The following is an 18,514-nucleotide window of genomic DNA, read 5'->3' on the forward strand; positions in this document are numbered from 1 at the left end:
AAATGGAAGGCCAATAAAGCTGACAACAGGGTCTATTTTCTGTTCATCGCATTATAAGTAAGCTTGTCCGCCAGGCGAGGAAACAGCCCGTAAAGCCGTATGCCAAACCCTGCCAGACCCGGAAGATCGAGCTCTTCTTTGCCGGTCTCCATAACCTTAACGATCTTAGAAGATACATGCTCTGGGGTCATCATCATCCGGGCTACACTCTTCTCATAATTGCCAGACGGGTCAGCCGTTTTGAAAAAATCGGTGGCAATCGGCCCCGGGTTCACAGCCGAGACGATAATTCCACTCTTCCGCAGCTCCTGACGGAGCGCATTTGTGAATCCGAGTACAGCATGTTTGGTAGCCGTATAGGCTACGGACTTGGCCGTGCCTATCTTCCCTGCCATGGAAGCCACATTTACAATCTGGCCGCTTCCCCGCTCCAGCATATGTGGAACAACAGCCTTCGTGCACCGGACAATCCCCATGTAGTTAACATCCATCATATCGTCAAATTCATGAGGCTCCATCTCTGTAAAAGCAGCAAATTTGCCGTACCCTGCGTTATTTAGCAAAATATCAATTCTGCCATATGCCTCCAAAATTTGTGCGAAGGTCTTCTGAACACCCTCAGCATCTGTTACGTCACAGGTGTACAGTCCAAAAACGCCCGGGATACCGGCCGCTGTTTCTTTCAGCTTCGCTTCGGAACGTGCTACCAGGACAGGGATTGCCCCCTTTTTACTAAGCATCTGTGCCGTTAATGCACCAATGCCGCTGGACGCTCCTGTAATCACAACAACCTTATCTTTGAGTACCATGAATAGTATTTCAGCTCCTAACTCTTGCCTAAGAGATCATCACCTGAATATCCATCTCTCCAACCCCATCCATCAACAACGGAATACTAAGCGCTTTACGAGGCATAAAAGACATGCTTTCCATCTTCATAATCTGAGGAGGACTTATATCCACCGAAACACCTTGATTATATAGAATGGTACTGGCATTCCCACTGATCATATTGCTCAGCTCTGAAATTGCACTTTGACCCATCTCATCCATCTCGGTGATCACAAAGCCACCCATCATAATCGATACCATTCGCAAGGCTACCTGCTCCGCGATACCAAATATAATATTTCCGCTCAGTTGGCCTGTCATCCCTACTTGAATCCATATATGATTATCGATCAGTTCAATTTCTTTAATGCCTAAACTCCCCGTAGAAGGCGAGACCTGAATTACTTGTTCTATAACAGTCCGTGCAGACTCTAGAAACGGATTAATTACTTCTGCTTTCATGAATGTCTAGTCTCCCCCTTTATCGTGCTTTGGTCATATACCAAAAGTCCCAAGCAATATGGATATATTATACTTTATATATCGGCACAATTCAGCAAAAATTAATGCATATGTCGAATTCAAACCCAAGATAGTTTACGCAGCAACATTGCTCTGCCGGGTATTATCTCCTATAATTTAAACAAATGCCAACGTGGAACGTAAGATATTAACGCAATTACACATCCAATTCGATGGTCCAAAGGAGGTATTCCATGAACATCAGCCAGCTGGAGACACTAATAACAATTTCCAAAACGATGAGCTTTCGCAAGGCCGGAGAACTGCTTAATCTGACCCAACCAGCGGTTTCAGCACAGATTAAGAGCCTTGAAGAAGAGTTCAAGACTCAGCTGGTTGACCGAAACCAGCCTGTTACATTAACGGATAGAGGGACTGTCTTTCTGGAGCATGCGGAACAAATAGTGAGGATTGTCGAGGAACTTAAGGAACGGCTTGCAGATCTTGATGAAAATCCCCAAGGTCATATAGTTTTAGGCACAACTACCTCAATCGCTATTCAAATTTTACCGCGTATTCTATCTTATTTTAAAGACCAGTTCCCCCATATCAAAACATCAATTTCCTCTATGTCCTCATCACAAATTTATCAGCATGTCGAAAACGGCATTGTTGATGTCGGCATCGGTTATTTAATTGGACGTAGCCCGGGCATGTCTACTTCCATTTTGTATTATGATACCTTCGAACTGGTGGTCTCTCCCAGACACCCTCTCGCTCAAGTGAAGACCGCTGGGATAGAAGCCTTAAGCAAAACCCCGCTGATTCTGCTCTCACCAGACACAGTGGGCCGTAAATTTGCGGATGAGGTTCTGAACAAACATGGCATTCAACCTCAGGTCATTATGGAGCTGACCAGCAGCGAGGAAGTGAAACGGATGGTCGAGCTCGATTTGGGCGCCGCCATTATTTCCAAGCAGTCAGTTACCGCTGAGGTTCGAGCCGGCACTCTCAAAATTGTGCCAATTATTGAGTTGGAGGTCACGCATCCTGTTGGTGTGATCACGAAATCAGGAAAATACGTAAACTCTGCTATGAGGCAGTTCCTAAGCGATCTTAAAGGCATGCCAGAAACCCAATTTATCGGGTCTGAATAAATCCCACCCACAAAGTGGAACCGATTACTTCTGAGCTGATTGCATAACCTTGTTTAAAGGAGATGTTCTTGATGAAATTTGATTTACACACCCATCATTTCCGCTGTGGCCATGCTGACGGAACGATTAGAGATTATATCGAAGCTGGGATTGCCGCTGGATTGGGCGTTATAGGTATTTCCGATCATACTCCCTATTTCGGAGATCCATCCGATCAGGCTTTTCCCAAAATCGCAATGGCTAAATCCGAATTTGCTAATTATGTAGATGATGTTCTCTCCCTCAAAAAAGAGTACGAAGGCGTTATCGACGTCCTGTTAGGCATCGAATCAGATTACTTCCCCGAACATGCTGAGATATACCGCAAGACATTATCCGCCTACCCTTTTGATTATGTGATTGGATCGGTACATAGTGTTGGTGGAGTCAGCATTTTTAACAAAGGGCGCTGGAAAAACCTTAGCAAAAATGAGAAGATCCGCGTGAAGTCTGAATATTACCGGTTGATTGCTGATTCCGCACGCAGTGGTATGTTCCAAATACTCGGGCATATTGATGCGATGAAGGGGAATTATCCTGCTTTTTCCGAAATTCCTGCACCTCAGCCGATTGACGATTGTCTGCGTGTAATCAGTGAATGTGGCGTGGCCATCGAAATCAATACCTCAGGCGGAACTAAGCTGGTCGGCGGCTGGTATCCCTCTGAAGATATTCTGGAGCGGGCACTACATTTTGGCGTAGAGGTTAGTTTCGGTTCGGATGCACATAAGCCGTCCCGGGTCGCTGAGGATCGTGATGCGGTAGCTGCACAGCTCAAAGCAATAGGCTTTACACACTGGGTTTATTACAAGCAGCGCCAAAAAGTCAAAGTTTCTCTGTAATCAAGCCTAAACGCCTTCAACGTCCCTATAAGGACGGTAAGCGTTAAAGCGAGAAATTAAATAATGCACCAAGCGTTATTGGTTTAGGGGCAGGGTTCACCCTCCGTTAAACCAATCTCAGCTTGGTGCATTATTTTGTTTATTTACAGATTATCACAGCTAAAACCTTGTTGTTTCAGCGTACGTTTCGCATCTCCATATTCCGGGTTGATCTCATAAAAATGAGCAATCGTACTGGTCCAATCTCTCTCCGTCATCCCCTGCTGCTGCAAGAATTCACGGTGGGTTTGATTATATGCCTCCAGGAGGCCTTGTACATCCGGATTGTATTGCTCCTCATGAAATATAGCTTCCAGCGGCAGCCGCGGCTTCTGAGAAACCTCCTCCGCTGGGTATCCCACGCAGAGACCGACGACAGGGAATACGTACTCCGGCAGCTTCAGCAGTTCAATCACACCCGCTGTGTTGCGGCGCACACCCCCAATAGGAATGATGCCCAGTCCCATGGATTCCGCCGCTGCAATCGCGTTAGACAATGAGATTCCCACATCTGTAGCTCCAACCAAAAGCGCATCCACATCTTTTACGGCTTCAAAAGACTTGCCTTCCAGCTCACTAGCTACTTTAGCTCTATAAAAATCCATGCAAAACACCAAAAAAACCGGTGCTGCCGCTACATGCTTCTGATTTCCGCACAAAACTGAAAGCTGCTGCTTACGCGCAGGATCTTTGATGGCGATTATCGATACCTGCTGTCCATGAACCCATGACGGTGCGGCTTGAGCCGATTCAATCATTGATTGTAGCTTCTCTGGCTCCACAGGCTGGTCTGAATATTGCCGGAAAGAACGATGATTTTTTAATGTTTGTACCACTTCATTCAAAATGTTACGCCTCCTTGGTCATTCCACTCCATAGTATGTTAATCATAAACGATCGGATTCGGTACTGCCAATCACTTACGCTACTCTTTTCAAACAAAAAAAATGGACCCGAATCATCGGGTCCCAAAGCAGTATATTTTTAAAAGGGGGTCATGTACTTAGTTTAACCGCACACTGTTAGAGTTTGATAACGGCATTATTTCATTTGTGTAACAATGTGAATACTTTCATTACATCGTCCAAGGAGCCGACTTTGGGCATCACCCGCTCCAGCTTCATACCGTTCTTGAGCATCACACGTTCCGATCTAATATTATCTCCTGTGCAGCGTCCTTCGATCCTTGTTATCCCAAGGGTATGAACACTATAGTTCAAAAACAAACCCACGGCCTCCGTCGCCAGCCCGCATCCCCACCATGCCGGGTCCAGCATATATCCTAAGGTAGCTGTGCCCTCACGGCGGTTCCAATTCTGCAAAGCCACTATACCGATCAACCGCTGCTGCCCCTTTAAATAGATCCCGGCATGCAGCGCACAAGGATCGAAGGCAAATAACATCCGGTTTACCAGCTTCTCCACCTGGGCAGATACTGATCCAGGGCCGGAGCGTACTAGAATATGGCGCTGCACATCTGGATGGGAGAGCAGCTGCCGCAAAGCTAAAACATCCTCAGGCATGATCAGCCTCAGATCTACCGCTAAACCATGTTGTGTCTCTAACAACACTGCTCCATAGGTGCTCATCTTCTCTCCCCTTCCGTGCAGCTAAAATTCCAGCCTAATCAGCTCATGGACCGATGCAGCGTCAGAACCGTTAATTCTGGCCTACACAATAACCGAAAAGGCATGTATGTCTCTCCAAACCCTCTATTCACATACACAGGCATGGCTTTGTCTTCTGTATAATACAATCCATTTATGTATTTAAGAGATCCATAAGGTGTAAATGGCGCACCTATAAAGGGCAGGCGAATTTGTCCGCCATGACTGTGCCCGGAAAGCTGTAGATCAAATGAATAGGCCTGTGCGGTATCCGCATAATCCGGCTCATGCATCAAAAGGACGTTAAAGGTTCCTTCAGGAACACCAGTAATGGCTTTCGCTGGGTCGGGTTTACCGTGTAACAGATCATCCAGACCCGTAACCGCCATGACTGCCCCGCCTCTTTTTAGAAGGTAGGATTTATTCCTTAGCACCCGGAAGCCCGCAGACTCCAGCAGCTCGGTAACCAGCTGGGTATTCTTGTAATCATGATTGCCTAATATCGCAAATTTACCCAATGGCGCACTTAACGCTGCCAGCACCGGTACGGCTTCAACAAGATCCTCAGGATCGCTGTCCACAATGTCACCCGTGAAGCAAATAAGATCCGGTTCAGCTTTGCTTATATGTTTAGCGAGTCGGGTCAGATCCCTGGCATCCTTATTAAATCCGAGATGCGTATCACTGAAATGAACAAGCTTCATCCCTGAAAAAGCGGAAGGAAGCTCCTTAAAGCGCAAGTCCAGCTTAGTGACCTCAATCCAGTTCGGCTCCCCCTGCCATGCATATCCGCTTGTAAGCAATCCTGCGCCGATTACAGCAGCCGCACTCCGAGTCAGGAACTGCCGGCGGGTAATTGTTGACTCGCCACCAGAACGCCCCTTAGAGGTGTCCTTGTGGATCTTATCGCCATTCTTATTGGGAGAAGCCCCAGACGATTGTATCTTCATAGGGAGATTCTCCTTTCTTTACCTTTTCCCCGAAAAACAGATGGTCCAAATAATAACTTATATATTATTTCGGGCAGTTAGAACAATCCAGCATTCTTTCTCCGGAGTTTCGCTGTAAGCGCGTGCAATCCCTTTTTTTGCGATTTCTGATTTTTCAACTCGTCTCAGCATAAATGCTACTTCCAGCGTTTTTTCAAAAGGAAACGGTTCAAGCATTAACGTTGACTTATCCTGCCACTCCGCTGTGATAACACGACCTGACGTAAAACTGAAATCTTCAGTACCTGAGAACCCTTCACGCCACCATGGATGCTCCTCTGATTTCGGACACCCTGGCTCATTTAAGGCCAAATACAAGGACAGATCATCGCAGAATTCTAAAAGTCGGGCATCATAATACAGCTCATCTTCCCCAATAGGCTTGGAAGCTTCAAGTTCCCGATGGATACGTGCTCTGCGTTCCTCTTCATGTTCTTGATACAATGTAAGTTCTGGATAATCGAGTCCCGCAATCTTAATAAGCCGCTCAAAATGCAAGCTGCACAGCAACGCTCCGTACGGTGTGTGTTCCTCGATCTCATCTAATCCACGCTTATAAAAGGTCAACTTAGGCACTACAGGAAAATCAATAAAGGTGTAGGGTGCTTGCTCCGCATCATTCCAGAAAGGGGTCTCATCGAGATCAATCCAACCCCTATCATGCTGGGCTACTGCCCACAGTACCTCTTCCCGGCGTCCTTCAGTTGGCACATGCTGCTCTTTGAACCCAATGGCCAGCTCTCCGGCAAGTTTCCCGTGATCATGCTGCTTAACCATTACAATTGCTCCATCTTGCTCCCGACAAATCACGATTATTCCTCCTTGTTCCACAGCTAACATTACGTTAACAATGGATATTATAGCATAAATTGGTCAATATTCTGAACCTGCTCCAGCCCTGCAAGACTTTCCCGCCTCAAGCAGATAAGAGAGTCTTAACAACATAAAAAAAGCTACCCCCAGCGAATGGAATCCACTTTGAGGATAGCTCAATAGATAAACATTTGGCGGTACTATTAATTACACACCTAACCAACGTTTGAACATATGCTTCGTTGTTTGCTTGTTAATTTCTGCAATGGATGTCGTAAGAGGAATCCCCTTTGGACAAGCACGTACACAGTTCTGTGAGTTACCACAGCCATCGATCCCGCCATCCTCCATCAGAGCGTCCAATCTTTCGTCAGCGTTCATTTCACCTGTAGGGTGAGCATTGAACAGACGTACTTGAGAAATGGCTGCCGGTCCGATGAAATCCGTCTTTTCGTTGACATTCGGACAAGCCTCCAAACATACGCCACAGGTCATACATTTGGATAATTCATAGGCCCACTGCCGTTTTTTCTCCGGCATCCGCGGTCCCGGTCCAAGATCGTACGTACCGTCAATCGGAATCCATGCTTTCACCCGTTTTAGCGCATTGAACATCCGGGTACGGTCAATGACTAAGTCACGCACCACCGGAAATGTCTTCATAGGCTCAATTCGTACAGGCTGCTCCAGATTGTCTATAAGTGCAGCGCAGGCTTGGCGGGGTTTGCCATTAATCACCATGGAGCAAGCTCCGCACACTTCTTCTAAACAGTTGGAATCCCAGCATACGGGAACTGTGCTGTCACCTTTGGCATTCACAGGGTTACGCTGAATTTCCATCAAAGCACTGATCACATTCATACCTGGACGATAAGGAAGTTCAAATTCCTCGACATACGATGAACTTTGTGGATCGTCCTGGCGGGTGATGATAAACTTTACGTTTTTGGGAGCTGCAGCTGTTTCCGCCATAATGGTTCCCTCCTAAAATTGCCTGATTTTATTTCATGAAGCTTGCCTCGCAAGCTATTCTGTTACTGGAAAGCATTAATCCTTCGAATAATCGCGTACCCGTGGAGGAATCAGCGAGACATCCACTTCGTCGTAGGAGATTTGTGGACCCTCTGCAGTCCAGGCTGCTTTTGTGGTCTTCAAGAACTCCTCATCATTACGATTCGGGAATTCCGGTTTGTAATGTGCACCACGGCTCTCATTCCGCATAAGCGCTCCAAGTGTCATCGCTTCGGACAGCTCCAGCATATTCCAGAGCTGGCGAGTGAAGGCCACACCTTGGTTATTCCAGCGCGATGCATCATTCATATTGATCTTGCGATAACGCTCCTTAAGCTCTTTGATTTTGCCAATGGTCGCTTCCAGCTTCGGATTGTGCCGCACCACGGTCATATTAGCGGTCATCCATTCGCCCAGTTCCTTGTGGATCACATAAGCATTCTCTGTCCCTGACATTGCCAATAGAGACTCATATTTGTCCGTTTGCTTTTTGTGGAAGCTATCGAATACGGAAGAAGAGATATCCTGCGATGATTTCTTCAGGCCTTTAATGTATTCAACAGCCTTTGGTCCTGCGACCATACCGCCGTAAATAGCAGATACCAGAGAGTTGGCGCCTAGACGGTTCGCTCCGTGATATTGATATTCACATTCTCCAGCTGCAAAAAGACCCGGAACGTTCGTCATTTGATTGTAATCAACCCACATGCCGCCCATAGAATAGTGCACAGCCGGGAAGATCTTCATTGGTATTTTACGGGGATCATCCCCCATGAATTTTTCGTAAATTTCAATAATCCCGCCAAGCTTCACGTCCAGCTCTTTCGGATCCTTGTGAGAGAGGTCCAAATACACCATGTTCTCGCCATTAATGCCCAGCCCTTGATCCACACACACATTAAAAATTTCACGTGTAGCAATATCGCGCGGCACCAAGTTACCGTAGGACGGATATTTTTCTTCGAGGAAATACCACGGTTTCCCGTCTTTATAAGTCCAGATACGGCCGCCCTCGCCACGTGCCGATTCCGACATCAGGCGGAGCTTGTCATCTCCCGGAATAGCCGTTGGGTGAATCTGGATAAATTCTCCGTTGGCATAATGTACGCCCTGTTGGTATACCGCACTTGCGGCTGTCCCTGTATTAATTACGGAGTTTGTTGTTTTGCCAAAAATAATACCCGGCCCGCCGCTTGCCAAAATAACAGCATCCGCAGGAAAAGTCTCAATCTCCATCGTCTTAAGATTCTGGGCACTGATGCCTCGGCATACACCTTCGTCGTCGATGATAGCTGAAAGGAACTCCCAGTTCTCGCGTTTAGTTACGAGACCTTCAGCTTCCCAACGGCGCACCTGCTCATCCAACGCGTACAGCAGCTGTTGGCCTGTAGTCGCGCCGGCAAAAGCTGTACGGTGCCGCTTCGTTCCGCCGAAACGACGGAAGTCGAGCAGACCTTCCGGTGTGCGGTTGAACATAACGCCCATCCGGTCCATAAGGTGAATGATACCTGGCGCAGCTTCACACATCGCCTTAACCGGCGGCTGATTCGCCAAAAAGTCACCGCCATAGACGGTGTCGTCAAAATGCTCCCAAGGGGAGTCGCCCTCACCTTTGGTATTTACAGCGCCATTGATGCCGCCTTGCGCACATACGGAGTGTGATCTTTTTACAGGAACTAATGAGAATAAATGGACATGCGCACCAGCTTCCGCTGCCTTGATGGTAGCCATCAGGCCGGCCAGGCCGCCGCCCACGATAATGATATCGGATGTTGCCATGATAGTTCACTCCTTTTATCGAAAATATCAGAAAGGATTCTTAAATTAAATGAAGGTCTTTATGGACTGGGCAATGGTTGCTGCAGTTTGAAATTCACTGTCACGGAAAGTAACCAGCGAAATCAGGAACATGAAAGTTACTAATACAAATATGCCAAGACAGAGGTAAGAAGATACCCGCTGTGCACGTGGACCTACGGTGATTCCCCAGCTGATCAAGAAAGACCAGAGACCGTTCGAGAAGTGGAAGCATGCAGCAACGATACCGATAATATACAGTGTCAGCAGAAGTGGCTGAGTCACGATATCATGCATCAGACCGCCTAATTCTTCGTGCTCCACATTACCCACCGCCACCTGAACCCGTGTTTGGAACAAGTGCCAGACGATAAAGATGAAGGTAACAATACCTGTAATCCGTTGCAGGGTATAACGCCAGTTTCTTTCAATGTTGAAACGGTTCAAGTTCGGCTTGGATTGATACGCAATATAAAGTCCGTATACCCCATGGTACAGCAGAGGAAGCCATATACCGAACAATTCCAGGAAGAAGACGAGCGGCAGGCTGTTCAGCCATAACACGCTGTCAGTGAAACCGGAAGCGCCACCCTCTACAGCCGCAAAATTCGTCATCATGTGCTCAATGAAGAAGGCTCCAAGTGGGATAACGCCTAGCAAGGAATGAATCTTTCTGGAATAAAATCCTTTCATACAAAGTAACCCCTTTCCGATTAAAACAGCGTTTTCATTAATGGGTATTCACCGCCGGAACTACATTTGACACAGGATAACGTTGACAATCCAATGACATAATTCCTTAATTTACCGTTATCCTAGAGTTTACCGGACTTAGTTTTATTTTTCACAAAATGTGAATATCTTGTGTCACTTTTCATGTTACTCTTTTTTCGCTTATAAGGGAATTGCAATCTAATTATTAAACGTTATACAATAAACGCATAAGAATAGATTTTATATGATAATAATTCTCATTTAGCAAAACAACATTTTCCGACATAACCTGATTTTCCTTATGTAATAAGAACAGTTACTCTTACGGCTATGAATTTCATCACTACTGATCGTACATCGCATTAGGAGAGGAACTCAATTATGTTTGACGATTTAGATGTTTTTGCAGCAGTTGTGGAACATTCCAGCTTAAACCGGGCCTCACGCCAGCTCAATCTATCCCAGCCCGCCTTGTCTCGCAAAATTTCTAAACTCGAGGAACGTCTGGGGGTTGCACTGTTTAATCGTTATGGCAAACGACTGGAGTTAACCGAGGTTGGGCGTCTCACTTATTCCTATGCGCTTGAACAACGGCAGCAGCGTTCCAAGTTTCTGGAGGCTCTTTCCAAATTCAAAGAGGGGGAGCCAAGGCTTGTCACCTTGGGGGCTAGTCTTACCTCCCTGCAGACCACGCTTCCGCCGCTGGTAAACGCTTATATGGACAAATATCCGACCGCAGAGCTGAAGCTGATCACAGGCCGAACGCATGAGATCGTATCCTCAGTTAGTGAGGGAAAATCAGATGTAGGTCTGATCGCTTCCTCTATTCAAGAACCCGGGTTGCGCTGCATTTCTCTATTTGAGGATCAACTGCGACTAGTCGTCTCAGAGCAGCATCCTTTAAATTTATCTTCCAAGCTAACCATGGATAATCTATCCCGGCTGCCTATGATTCTCTTCTCAAAGGGGACCTGGTACCGGCGTCTGACGGACGATCTATTCCAGCGCTGCGGGATTGATCCCGATGTGCGCATGGAGATTGACTCCTTCGAAGCCATCGTACGGCTGCTTCCGACCGTCAAAGCGGCTGCGTTACTGCCAAAGTCTTATCTGCGTCCAGAACTGCTGAACGGCGGCGGGCTGGTGTCCTTACATATCAAGGAGCTGGAGCAAACTCAACGGACCACCTGCCTGATCTACCGTGACGATGGAAGCATGAGCACGGCGGCTCGCAGTCTGGTGCAAGTTACCGAAGAGATGTTTCTGACAGAACGTGAGCAGTAAAGCCGGACCAAATGAATCAAGGGGCGCACCTAGTGATCTCCAAATGAGGCAATAAGTGAAGTACTTATAGCGTAATTAGGGAATTTCTCCCTGAAGTTCAGAGATTTCTGTTCAGCAGACTTAAAATTAGGGAAAACTTCCCTAATTTTCGGCCGATTCAGTAACTAATTAAGGAATCCCTCTGTTTATTAGGGAGGAATTCCCTAATGTCGTTCATTTAGAGCGAATAGCGGCTATTTTCAGGGAGTTTTTCCCCAACTAGTTTAAAACCCACTCTGTACATCGCACAAACAAAGAACACATATCGCTTTTCGCCACACATATTTCACCGTCACAGATACCACAAATCATCTAATTGCAAGCCGTACGATAACCACACCTAGCAAGTCGCGCACCGACCAAACCAACATTATAGAAAACAACGCGTGGTCTAATGTCATACGACACAGTAAATCCATTACTTTTCCTACTCTTTACTCCATAAAAAAGAAGCTGCCTCCAAGTAGAATTCACTACTTTTGAGTCAGCTTCTTTTCCTATGATTCTTGGTTCACAACTTCACTCTCAAAACGGTCAATACTTTCATTAGGACCAATGAGTACCATAACATCGCCTTCACTCAAATAATCATGGGCAGTTGGAGCGACGATTATTCCGCTTTCCCTATTTAGGGCAACAATACTGCAGCCATATTTAGCTCTTGTATTTAAATCAGACAAGCTTCTGCCGTTCATGCAGGAAGGTACGGTCAGCTCGACAATTTTATAATCCTTGGACAGTTCAATATAATCCAGCAAATTGGGCGTCACCAGCTGATGTGCCACACGAATCCCCATATCCCGCTCCGGAAAAATAACCCGATCAACCCCCAGCCGCGACAGTGCGCGGCCATGAAGGATAGAGATTGCCTTAGCCACCACTTGCTTGACTCCAATCTCCTTCAACAAAATGGCCGCCAGAATGCTTCTCTCCATATTGTCACCAATCGCAACAATCCCACAATCAAAGTTCCGTACACCAAGCGAGCGCATAATTCCCTCATCTGTAGCATCTGCTACTACCGTATGCGTCAGCTGATCGCTCATTTCCTCCACGCGTTCTTCATGGTGGTCAATGCCGAGCACCTCGTAGCCCATTTCCATCAGCTCAAGCGCCAGGCTTGAACCGAAGCGACCTAAGCCGATTACTACAAATTGCTGTGCTTTCATTTCTAATTAACTCCTATCCAATAATTATTTTACCTTCCGGATACTTATACAGTGGTTTACCCTGTTTGGGACCGAGTGCATACGCTAAGGTTAGTGGACCTAGCCGACCTGCAAACATCGTCAGACAGAGTAGAATCTTACCGATCGCTGACAGTTCCGGAGTTAGCCCCATAGTCAGTCCTACCGTAGCAAAGGCGGAGGTCGTCTCAAACAAGATTGCCAAGAAATTACTGTCTTCAGTTGTGGAGAGTATCATCGACACAGAGGCGATTAACAACAAAGCCAGCAGCGTGATCGTTAATGCCTTGTAGATGCGCTCTTGAGCCAGCCGATAACGGAACAACACAACATCTTCCCGTCCACGCAGCATAGCAATTACAGCACCAATCATCATCGTAAAGGTTGTTGTCTTAATCCCCCCGCCCGTTGAGCCCGGAGAAGCACCAATAAACATAAGAATCACTATAAAAAATTGTGTAGCCTGCCGAAGTCCAGCAATATCTACTGTGTTCGCGCCAGCCGTACGGGGAGACACGGATTGAAAGAAGGCCGATAATATTTTACCGCCGAAATTCAGTGAACCCAGGGTACGAGTGTTAGTAAACTCAAATATAAAAATAACCAAAGCTCCGATCAGAATCAGCCCTGTACTGGTGGACAGGACAACTTTACTATGTAGAGACAGCCTGCGGGTTACCCGAAACTCCACCAGATCTGACATTACAATAAAACCAATCCCGCCGGAGACAATCAGAAACATCACAATAATATTCACAAGCGGATCATATACATAATCAGTTAAACTGCGAAAATCCCCAAAAATATCGAACCCCGCATTATTAAACATAGACACCGCATGAAATATGCCATAATAAATCGCTTTTCCCAACGGCATATCAAAAGCCCAGCGAATAGACAGCAGCACAGCGGCACAGCCTTCTATGACAAGAGAATATATGAGGACTCTCCGGATCAGTCGCACAATTCCTTCCATAGAGCCTTGATTCATGGCTTCCTGTAGGATTAGCCTGTCCCGCAAAGATATTTTACGCTTTAACACCAGTGAAAATAGAGTGGCCATGGTCATAAAACCTAAGCCGCCGATCTGGATCAGGATCATAATTACGGTTTTCCCAAAAATCGTGAACGAAGTTCCGGTATCCAGCACAACAAGCCCTGTAACACAGGTTGCCGACGTTGAAGTAAATAATGCATCAATAAATTCCACGGAATTCCCGCTTGTGCTTGAGATGGGCAGCATAAGCAGCAGGGCCCCTATCAGAATGATCGATGCAAAACCAAGCACCAGTATCTGCGGCGGCGAGAGCTTCAGAAACTTAAATTCAGAAATCCTGCGAAACTGTGAAGCCACTTTGCTCACCTTCTTATCAAAAATTCCAACAAAAAAAGCACTGGAAAACCAATGCTGACTTGGTTCCTGCAGTAAATTAGCCTACGAGGTTAGCTGTCGGATTCGGACTGTGCAGGCTGCCCTATTCGTTCCCAGAACGAAATTCACCCCTGATGAAAGTGCCATTTATCGTGTACACTCCACTTTTCATCACTTCTTATGGTTCCCCCGTTTTCACCAGAAATTCGGCTACTATACAATTGCATACAAATTATATACGTTATTTAGTGAATTCACAAAGACACAATTAATGCTCATTCACATGAAAAAATGCGGTTTAAAGAGACTGCATCAAAAGGAGTGCCTTTTCTCATCACTTTTCCGTGTTTTCCCTGCAATTACACCGATTCTCATCATTCGTGCAGAAATGAACACGATAAAATTCATGGTATAAATTCACATGACTATTCTATACTATCTCTATTACCCATAAAAAGAACATATAATGTTTTTTGTAACCAACCAGGCACTAATACTATAATGGAACATAACATTGTCAGTACATAACAAGGAGGCGTTACATGAATCCCGTCGGCCAGCCCTTACAGCAACGTGCCCTCTCCAAGAGGCTCATCATCTCGGGCATTATCGGTCTTATTCTATTTATTATGTTTCAGATTTCCCCTTCACTGCTTAGCAGCCCTACAGGTGAAGATACCACCGTCATTAGCAAGGCAGAAGCCCGTGACCAAGCCATATTATTTGCAGAACAAAAGCTCAACTACACCGAAGCACCAAACGATCAATGGAATGTACTTTACCAGACGGACTCTTCCTTTTATGGTTATATGTCTCGCGAGAAGCTTGTGGAGGACTACACCAAGAAAAAATTGGATCAAAAATATCCTTTTGATGTCTTTCGGGCAACGCTTACTCCTTCAGCGGAGCAAGAGCCGCAAATCATCGTTGACCTCAATATGTATACCGGTAAGATTGTCGCTTTCTCAAAGGCTGCAAAAGTTACCTCCGAAGAGGGGTCAGGCATCGCTTCCGTTGGTGCAAAAGAGGACAAGGGAGCTGACCTCACTCTAGCGCAGAAGGAGAATCTTGCTCGTCCTTGGCTTCAGGAATGGGAAGTAAATCCTGCCAAGCTACAAATTGAATCGAATACAGGAAGCCATGGGCTAGTGTATACGGATAGTACTGTTCAGGTCGGCGAATCCTTATTGCACTATTATTTTGATTTCAGTGGAGAGCAGGTATCCAGCTTTAATGCCGGATTCACTGCACCAGCTTGGCATACCTCCTACGTACAAGGACAGACCTCTTTAGCGGAAAAGCTAACATTATTCGGTTACGGTATACCCACACTGATTTTAGGAATTCTGGCACTCGTCTACAGTATTCTTAGAAGAGAGCATACTTCCTTTAAACGTGGAGTATTCCTAAGCTCAGCCTATTTTGTAATCATGATGATCAGCACCTATAATATGCTGCCTGAATCAACGGGCGAAGGGCTAGAAGCACAGATTACCTCTGTCATTATGTTTATCATTTATGCTTTGTACAGCCTGCTGATGTCCTCCTTGCTCTACTTTTCTTTAGTGGGCGGCAATGGCTTATGGCGAAAAGAGGAAGGCATGAACCCTTGGCCCCGCGCCAAAGAGCCCGGCTATGGACAATATGTGTTGGACAGTATCCGGGCTGGATACATCTGGGCTTTCGTTCTGCTAGGGGTGCAGACGGTTATGTTCATCATATTATCGTTTACCTTGCACAATTGGTCTACTACAGACGCCACCCAATCTCCTTATAACATGAGATATGCTTGGCTTCTGCCTATCGTCGCATGGCTCGCTGGTTTATCTGAGGAAGCCATTTATCGCTTTTTCGGAATTCCTATGCTGAAAAAGGTGTTCCGGAACACTTTTATCGCTTGCTTGATCACCACGCTGGTTTGGGCGTTTGGCCATACGTTATATCCGATCTATCCCATCAGCTCCCGTCCCATTGAGCTGACTGTAATCGGGCTGCTGTTCAGCTATATTTTCCTTCGTTACGGGTTTATTGCTGTCATGTTCAGCCACGTCGTGTTTGACAGCATCCTGATGGGCGCTACGCTGATCTTTATGAAGGAGAGCGTAAATGTAGGCGCGGGTATCTTCGCGATTATTATGCCGTTCATAGTCGCTTACATCGTCTATCGATTTAATCCACCACAGAAGCCTAAGCCGGTGGAGCCTTCTTCTTTGATTTAAACTAATGTGAAGACGTAATGAAATTAAAAAAGGGCATCAAAGCCGCTTTAGTCGCTGCTTTGATACCCTTTTTCTTTTGTCACCATTGCTATGAGGTTGGCTCTTCATCCTTGAGCGCATCAAGAATTTGTTTTGCCAGCTTTTCTCCAATAGAAAGTGTACGGAAATCATCCACGGAGGCTTCTTTAATTTTCTTAAGCGATCCGAAATGCTTTAGCAGCGCTTTACGGCGCTTCTCACCTATACCAGGTATAGAGTCCAGCTTGGAGGTAACCATGGACTTCCCGCGCTGTTCACGGTGGAAGGTGATCGCGAACCTATGGACCTCATCCTGAATCCGCTGCAAAAGGTAAAATTCCTGACTGTCCCGGGCTAGCGCGACAGGCTCTGGCGGATCTCCAACCAAAAGCTGAGCCGTCTTATGCTTATCATCCTTAACAAGGCCGCAGACCGGAATGAATAATCCCAGCTCATTCTCCAGAATATCAATAGCAGAGGAGATTTGCCCTTTCCCTCCATCGACCACGATAAGATCCGGTATCGGAAGATTCTCCTTCAATACCCGCTCATATCGCCGCCGAATGACCTCGCGCATCGTTCCATAATCATCCGCACCCACCACCGTACGAACCTTATATTTACGGTACTCTTTTCGTGCAGGCTTACCATCAATGAAGACAACCATCGCTGAGACCGGATTAGTCCCCTGAATGTTCGAGTTATCGAACGCCTCAATACGGCTCAAGCGTTCAAGCCCCAAGCTCTCGCCTAAGCTGATCGCTGCTCCAGAGGTACGCTCTTCATCCCGTTCAATCAGCCGGAATTTCTCGTCGATAGCCACTCTTGCATTTTGGCAAGCCATGCCAACCATCTGCTTCTTAAGACCGCGTTGTGGCACAAGCACCTTAATGCCCAGCCACTCCTGCAGAATGGAGGCGCCGCCAGCGGCATCCACGATCCCAGCTGCCGCAGCTTCCTCCGCCGCCGTCGCACGTGCCTCAGCCTCTTCAGCCGATTCAGGAGTATCTTCACCCTGTTGTAAATCCGCTTCTGCTGGAGCAGCTATGGCGATCTCGGGTTTAGTCTCTTTATTAGCCAGAGACTCCTCATCGAGCACATCCGGCAGCAGGATCTCCTGCGGCAAAGCGGGATTATCACTATAATACTGCGTCACATAAGACATAAAGTCACTGTAGGCTTCACCATAGAACGGGAACACGGAGGAATGGCGCTGGATCATCTTCCCTTGTCTCATGTACAGAATCTGTACACACATCCATCCCTTGTCTACAGCATAACCAAATACATCCCGGTCCTTAGTATCTGTAGTGTTGATCTTCTGCTTCTCCATCAATGCATCGATATGGATAATCTGATCCCGCAGTTCCTTCGCCCGCTCAAAATATAATTCCTCAGCAGCTTCCTGCATTTTTTGCTGTAAATCCTTTTTAACCGCCTCATGACCTCCGCCTAGAAAAGCAGCGATGTCCTGCGTAATCTGCTCATACTCGGATTTCTGAACCTCCTTCTCACACGGTGCCAAACACTGGCCCATGTGATAGTAAAGACAGACCTCCTTTGGCATCACGCCGCATTTACGAAGCGGGTACATACGATCTAGGAGCTTTTTTGTCTGCTGAGCAGCATAAGCATTAGGATAAGGGCCAAAATATTTTGCTTTATCTTTAATCACCCGGCGTGTAACCTCAAGGCGCGGGTGAGTTTCATTCGTTATTTTTATATAAGGAAACGTCTTGTCGTCTTTCAAAAGCACATTATAACGCGGCATATGTTTCTTAATCAGATTACACTCTAGAATGAGCGCTTCCATGTTACTGGACGTAACGATGTATTCGAAATCAGCAATATTAGCGACAAGCCGCTGCGTTTTACCATTATGACTGCCTGTAAAATAAGAGCGTACCCGATTCTTAAGTACCTTCGCTTTGCCCACATAAATAATAGTGCCTTCCTGATTCTTCATCAGATAGCAGCCAGGCAGATCGGGTAGTAGTGCCAGTTTATTGCGGATATTGTCCAAAATGATCCCCTCCAGCTAAATTGGACCCATGATTAGTTGGCATTCAGCACACAAAACGCCTCCGGAATGAA

The 18,514-nt window shown here is 46.4% G+C and carries 16 protein-coding genes and 1 riboswitch; of the genes, 4 read left to right on the forward strand and 12 right to left on the reverse strand.

Annotated features, from left to right (window positions below):
• Positions 1–32: 32 nt before the first annotated feature.
• Both MHI32_RS25475 and MHI32_RS25480 read right to left on the reverse strand, forming a co-directional pair.
• Positions 33–809 carry an SDR family oxidoreductase gene (locus MHI32_RS25475; protein WP_076127922.1) on the reverse strand — a complete coding sequence of 259 codons (777 nt, stop codon included), beginning with the start codon at positions 807–809 and terminating at the stop codon, positions 33–35.
• A 28-nt stretch (positions 810–837) separates the two neighbouring features.
• On the reverse strand, positions 838–1,293 hold the full coding sequence (locus tag MHI32_RS25480) for a chemotaxis protein CheX (RefSeq protein WP_036679793.1): 456 nt from the start codon (positions 1,291–1,293) through the stop codon (positions 838–840).
• 254 nt (positions 1,294–1,547) lie between these two features.
• Here MHI32_RS25480 and MHI32_RS25485 point away from each other — a divergent pair, with 254 nt between their 5' ends.
• Together MHI32_RS25485 and MHI32_RS25490 are read left to right on the forward strand one after the other, a co-directional pair.
• Positions 1,548–2,450, forward strand: a complete 903-nt coding sequence (locus tag MHI32_RS25485) for a LysR family transcriptional regulator (RefSeq protein WP_038573173.1) — start codon at positions 1,548–1,550, stop codon at positions 2,448–2,450.
• Between the two features lie 71 nt (positions 2,451–2,521).
• Positions 2,522–3,331, forward strand: coding sequence for a histidinol-phosphatase (locus MHI32_RS25490; protein WP_076134201.1), 810 nt, complete (start codon positions 2,522–2,524; stop codon positions 3,329–3,331).
• 143 nt (positions 3,332–3,474) lie between these two features.
• Here MHI32_RS25490 and MHI32_RS25495 read toward each other — a convergent pair whose 3' ends face one another.
• The 7 genes from MHI32_RS25495 to MHI32_RS25525 all read right to left on the reverse strand — a co-directional run bounded on the left by MHI32_RS25495 (position 3,475) and on the right by MHI32_RS25525 (position 10,280).
• A complete protein-coding gene (locus MHI32_RS25495; RefSeq protein ID WP_340012767.1) occupies positions 3,475–4,206 on the reverse strand; it encodes an NADPH-dependent oxidoreductase in 732 nt (243 codons plus the stop codon).
• Between the two features lie 210 nt (positions 4,207–4,416).
• Positions 4,417–4,959, reverse strand: coding sequence for a GNAT family N-acetyltransferase (locus tag MHI32_RS25500; protein WP_076184756.1), 543 nt, complete (start codon positions 4,957–4,959; stop codon positions 4,417–4,419).
• 38 nt (positions 4,960–4,997) lie between these two features.
• Positions 4,998–5,927, reverse strand: coding sequence for a metallophosphoesterase (locus MHI32_RS25505; RefSeq protein ID WP_081387889.1), 930 nt, complete (start codon positions 5,925–5,927; stop codon positions 4,998–5,000).
• Between the two features lie 57 nt (positions 5,928–5,984).
• Positions 5,985–6,776 (reverse strand): DUF3891 family protein, encoded by a 792-nt coding sequence (locus MHI32_RS25510; RefSeq protein WP_340011236.1) that lies wholly within the window; start codon positions 6,774–6,776, stop codon positions 5,985–5,987.
• Positions 6,777–6,986: 210 nt separating this feature from the next.
• The gene (gene sdhB / locus MHI32_RS25515; protein ID WP_036679800.1) at positions 6,987–7,751 is read right to left on the reverse strand and encodes a succinate dehydrogenase iron-sulfur subunit; all 765 of its coding nucleotides are present in this window, start codon (positions 7,749–7,751) and stop codon (positions 6,987–6,989) included.
• A gap of 75 nt (positions 7,752–7,826) precedes the next feature.
• Positions 7,827–9,569, reverse strand: a complete 1,743-nt coding sequence (gene sdhA / locus MHI32_RS25520; protein ID WP_076127961.1) for a succinate dehydrogenase flavoprotein subunit — start codon at positions 9,567–9,569, stop codon at positions 7,827–7,829.
• Positions 9,570–9,614: 45 nt separating this feature from the next.
• The gene (locus MHI32_RS25525; protein ID WP_036679804.1) at positions 9,615–10,280 is read right to left on the reverse strand and encodes a succinate dehydrogenase cytochrome b558 subunit; all 666 of its coding nucleotides are present in this window, start codon (positions 10,278–10,280) and stop codon (positions 9,615–9,617) included.
• Between the two features lie 402 nt (positions 10,281–10,682).
• Between MHI32_RS25525 and MHI32_RS25530 the strand changes: the two genes are divergently transcribed.
• Complete coding sequence (locus MHI32_RS25530; RefSeq protein WP_036679806.1) at positions 10,683–11,585, forward strand: LysR family transcriptional regulator; 903 nt, start codon at positions 10,683–10,685, stop codon at positions 11,583–11,585.
• 536 nt (positions 11,586–12,121) lie between these two features.
• Here the strand turns inward: MHI32_RS25530 and MHI32_RS25535 are convergent.
• On the reverse strand, positions 12,122–12,793 hold the full coding sequence (locus MHI32_RS25535) for a TrkA family potassium uptake protein (protein ID WP_036679808.1): 672 nt from the start codon (positions 12,791–12,793) through the stop codon (positions 12,122–12,124).
• A gap of 13 nt (positions 12,794–12,806) precedes the next feature.
• Positions 12,807–14,165, reverse strand: coding sequence for a TrkH family potassium uptake protein (locus MHI32_RS25540; protein ID WP_249267754.1), 1,359 nt, complete (start codon positions 14,163–14,165; stop codon positions 12,807–12,809).
• Between the two features lie 64 nt (positions 14,166–14,229).
• Positions 14,230–14,405, reverse strand: a riboswitch (cyclic di-AMP (ydaO/yuaA leader).
• Positions 14,406–14,725: 320 nt separating this feature from the next.
• Here MHI32_RS25540 and MHI32_RS25545 point away from each other — a divergent pair.
• A complete protein-coding gene (locus tag MHI32_RS25545; RefSeq protein ID WP_076218135.1) occupies positions 14,726–16,402 on the forward strand; it encodes a CPBP family intramembrane glutamic endopeptidase in 1,677 nt (558 codons plus the stop codon).
• A gap of 88 nt (positions 16,403–16,490) precedes the next feature.
• On the opposite strand, the gene uvrC is transcribed toward MHI32_RS25545, so the two are convergent.
• Positions 16,491–18,443: an excinuclease ABC subunit UvrC gene (gene uvrC / locus MHI32_RS25550; protein ID WP_282580007.1), complete on the reverse strand. Its 1,953-nt coding sequence runs from the start codon at positions 18,441–18,443 to the stop codon at positions 16,491–16,493.
• Positions 18,444–18,514 lie beyond the last annotated feature (71 nt).

Origin of the sequence: Paenibacillus sp. FSL H7-0690 (assembly GCF_037980415.1) — a bacterium.
In the GTDB taxonomy this organism is placed as follows: Bacteria; Bacillota; Bacilli; order Paenibacillales; family Paenibacillaceae; genus Paenibacillus_AQ; species Paenibacillus_AQ odorifer.

Excerpts from the sequence above, each read along its gene's own strand:
- MHI32_RS25475 (WP_076127922.1), bottom strand. The coding sequence starts at position 809 with ATGGTACTCAAAGATAAGGTTGTTGTGATTACAGGAGCGTCCAGCGGC.
- MHI32_RS25480 (WP_036679793.1), bottom strand. The coding sequence starts at position 1,293 with ATGAAAGCAGAAGTAATTAATCCGTTTCTAGAGTCTGCACGGACTGTT.
- MHI32_RS25485 (WP_038573173.1), top strand. The coding sequence starts at position 1,548 with ATGAACATCAGCCAGCTGGAGACACTAATAACAATTTCCAAAACGATG.
- MHI32_RS25490 (WP_076134201.1), top strand. The coding sequence starts at position 2,522 with ATGAAATTTGATTTACACACCCATCATTTCCGCTGTGGCCATGCTGAC.
- MHI32_RS25500 (WP_076184756.1), bottom strand. The coding sequence starts at position 4,959 with ATGAGCACCTATGGAGCAGTGTTGTTAGAGACACAACATGGTTTAGCG.
- MHI32_RS25505 (WP_081387889.1), bottom strand. The coding sequence starts at position 5,927 with ATGAAGATACAATCGTCTGGGGCTTCTCCCAATAAGAATGGCGATAAG.
- sdhB (WP_036679800.1), bottom strand. The coding sequence starts at position 7,751 with ATGGCGGAAACAGCTGCAGCTCCCAAAAACGTAAAGTTTATCATCACC.
- sdhA (WP_076127961.1), bottom strand. The coding sequence starts at position 9,569 with ATGGCAACATCCGATATCATTATCGTGGGCGGCGGCCTGGCCGGCCTG.
- MHI32_RS25525 (WP_036679804.1), bottom strand. The coding sequence starts at position 10,280 with ATGAAAGGATTTTATTCCAGAAAGATTCATTCCTTGCTAGGCGTTATC.
- MHI32_RS25530 (WP_036679806.1), top strand. The coding sequence starts at position 10,683 with ATGTTTGACGATTTAGATGTTTTTGCAGCAGTTGTGGAACATTCCAGC.
- MHI32_RS25535 (WP_036679808.1), bottom strand. The coding sequence starts at position 12,793 with ATGAAAGCACAGCAATTTGTAGTAATCGGCTTAGGTCGCTTCGGTTCA.
- MHI32_RS25545 (WP_076218135.1), top strand. The coding sequence starts at position 14,726 with ATGAATCCCGTCGGCCAGCCCTTACAGCAACGTGCCCTCTCCAAGAGG.